Consider the following 2,856-nt stretch of genomic DNA (forward strand, 5'->3'; position numbering starts at 1 on the left):
ATCGTCGGGCGCGGCCGAGACCATGTCGCCGGTCTCATCCAAGCACCATGATCCGGCGAGATACGCGCCATGCGCCTCGCCCGCGTAGATCACGGTCTCGAGCTGCGCGTCGGACAGTAGACCATCGCGTAGCACGGCGGCGGGCAGTTTGGGACGATAGGAGGGTTTGGGGGGCGCAACGGACGCCATGGCCGCCGACTGCACCAGCTTGGTCGGATGCGGCGCCGCGCCGGGGATGTCGATGGCTTGCAGACGGAAGGTTTCGTAGATCGCGTCTGACAGACGCGCGGCGCCGAGATCGTCCGCGGTCTCGCGCAGGGTGTAGCCGAGGTCTTCGGCATCCGGCGTGCTGACGTGGGCATCGGTCTTGGGCGACTGGGTTGCACGCGATTTCGTAGCCGCAAAACCAGACGCACGGGCAGGAATTCCCTGGAAGGGGGACGTGGAGCGGGATCGAGCGGGATCGCCTGCATCCAACGAAAGGCGCGGAGGGACCTCGGCCAGGATTCGGGCGAGGAGCTGTGCCGCATCGACGGACATCGGCCGGGCGAGATCAGCGGTGATGCCAGCCTTTTCGCCGCAACGGCATTTGTCAAAGACCGAAATCCGCGTCTCGAAGCTGGTGCCATGCTTGGCGAAGGCGGCGCCGGACACAGCGCCGGTAAAGACCAGACGGGAAGACTCGGTGAGACGGACGAAGTTCTCGGACCACGCGGGCGCATCCGCTGCGAAACCGGAACCGGTGATGGCCACGAGCCGACCGCCGGGCACGAGACGCGCCAGCGCCGAGCGCAGATGCCGCGCCGTCGCCTCAGTCGTCCGGCCATCGACATTGGCCACAGCCGAAAACGGCGGATTCATCAGGATGACGCTGGGGCGCAGCCCTGCGTCGAGGTGATCGTCGATCTGCGCGGCGTCGAAACTGGTGACGGGACGCCCCGGAAAAAGGAGGCGCAGAAGGTCTGCGCGGGTGTCGGCCAACTCGTTCAGCGCGAGGCTGCCACCCGCGATCTCAGCGAGGATCGCCAGAAGCCCGGTCCCGGCCGAAGGCTCAAGGACCAGGTCACGCGGCGTGATCTGTGCGGCGGCCAGTGCAGCGAGCCCCATGTGCAGCGGCGTCGAGAATTGCTGGAACCGCTCCATCTCCTCCGAGCGCCGGGTATGCGTCGGCAAGAGGCCCGCCACCTTGGCAAGGATCGGCAGCAGTGCCGCAGGCGATCCAGCACGGGCCAGCAGCGCGCGGCCGAATTTCCGCAGGAAGAGGACCAGCGCCACCTCGCCCGCCTCATAGGCGAGCTTCCAGTCCCAGGCGCCGTCGGCATCGGAGCCGCCAAAGGCGCGCTCCATCTCTACGCGCAGGCGCAGCGCTTCGATCTGGAAGCCCTGCGCGAGATCAGGCTGCAGTGCCTCGGCCACGGCGAGGATTGCGGGCGCGGGTTCAGTGGACGGAACAGGAACGGGAGGCGCAACAGGCACGAGATAGGTCATCGGGAAACTCCGGAATGAGGGACAGGGATAGGCCCGGACACCCTCTCTCTCGGGCACCCTCAGGCCTGATCTTCCCCGACCCCTCTCTCCCTCTCGAACCGGTGCGTTCCGTTCGCTTGGCTTGATTTTGTTCCTGTTATGTTCTATATTGAGGGCCAAGCCAGCAAGGGAGTTTCCCGATGGACAGCACCACATACACCCTGCCCGCGACACCGAAGCAGATCGCCTATGCGCGGTCACTCGCCCTGCGCAACCAGACCCTCCTGCCTTGGGAAGTTCAGCAGGACCGTCGGTTGCTCAGCGCCTGGATCGAGGCGCAGGCTCGGCTTAAGCCGGTATCGGACATGGACAGGTTGCCGACGTCGAAGCAGGTGGCCTTCGCGGCGAAGCTTGCCCGGATCAAACGGCGCGCCGTTCCGGAAGAGTGCTTCCGCGACAAGGGGCTGATGTCGAAATGGATCGACGGGAATAAGTAGCGGGAATCTTCCGAAAAGATGGTCAGTCAGGCTTGAACGCTGCATTGGCCTTGCGCGCGATGCCCGCGCAACGGTCCATCAAGTCGCCAAAAGGCTCTGGTGTTGATGCAAGCAGGCCGTCCTCGACCATCCGGCCATAATCGTCAGCGAGAGCCTTGAGAGCATCGCCGCCTGGGACCAGTTGTAGATGCCCAGAGGTTGCGGTGCCGTAATCGATCCGCGTGGCATCCGCCGCCTTCTCTGCAAAGAACATCGTCTTGTGCCGGGCGACAGCGGTCGCAAGCGCGCGATCTTGGATGGCCGCAGCGGCGATGCCCGCATCGTCCAACCGGGCGACATCATGCCAGTGGCGAGAAAAGCGATCCCCTCGCATACGGTTTTGCAAACAGAAGACGTGGATCGCTGTCGCCTTTTCCCAGAACGTCCGTTCCGCATGCATCACGCGCGGGCGGGCAGTGGGAAACTCCACGCCTGCGATCACCGACGCGGCATCGCAAACGATATCGCGTGGGGATGCGGGCTCTCCGGTAGAACGCGCACCGAATTCCAGCATCACGCTCGGAGAAACGTATCCCGTGCCGCGCGCGAGGTGTGGGTAGTCGATGAACAGCTTGTCGCCGTCAGTCCGAAGCCTGGCATCGATCTCTTCCCGATCAATCGCCTGCTGCAGGATCGGCTCGACGGTCCCGGCCACCCATTCAGGCAAGGCGTGTCGAACACGTTTCGACCAGCGCCGCTCTTCACTGGATGTGGCGGGCATGGCGTCTTCACGGCCCTCGAGTAGATCCGGGATCAGGGCCCGGATATCGAAGGTCAGGTCCACATCCTCAGAAAACCGGTCAATGACCTGGTAGGCCTTCGACAGAGAGGTGCCACCCTTGAAGACGAGGTT

The 2,856-nt window shown here is 64.4% G+C and carries 3 protein-coding genes; 1 reads left to right on the plus strand and 2 read right to left on the minus strand.

The window, feature by feature from the left end:
• Positions 1–1,488, minus strand: a 1,488-nt coding sequence (locus tag C5F46_RS15880) for a strawberry notch-like NTP hydrolase domain-containing protein (protein ID WP_181317778.1), incomplete at its 3' end; no start/stop codon positions are given.
• Positions 1,489–1,667: 179 nt separating this feature from the next.
• Between C5F46_RS15880 and C5F46_RS15885 the strand changes: the two genes are divergently transcribed.
• Complete coding sequence (locus tag C5F46_RS15885) at positions 1,668–1,964, plus strand: hypothetical protein (protein ID WP_107326271.1); 297 nt, start codon at positions 1,668–1,670, stop codon at positions 1,962–1,964.
• 22 nt (positions 1,965–1,986) lie between these two features.
• On the opposite strand, the gene C5F46_RS15890 is transcribed toward C5F46_RS15885, so the two are convergent.
• A partial coding sequence (locus C5F46_RS15890) for a nucleotidyl transferase AbiEii/AbiGii toxin family protein (RefSeq protein WP_107326272.1) occupies positions 1,987–2,856 on the minus strand: 870 nt, incomplete at its 5' end.

The organism is Phaeovulum veldkampii DSM 11550 (assembly GCF_003034995.1).
Taxonomy (GTDB): Bacteria; Pseudomonadota; Alphaproteobacteria; order Rhodobacterales; family Rhodobacteraceae; genus Phaeovulum; species Phaeovulum veldkampii.

What these genes read in the sequence shown, in the direction of transcription:
- C5F46_RS15885 (WP_107326271.1), top strand. Translation starts at nt 1,668, where the DNA reads ATGGACAGCACCACATACACCCTGCCCGCGACACCGAAGCAGATCGCC.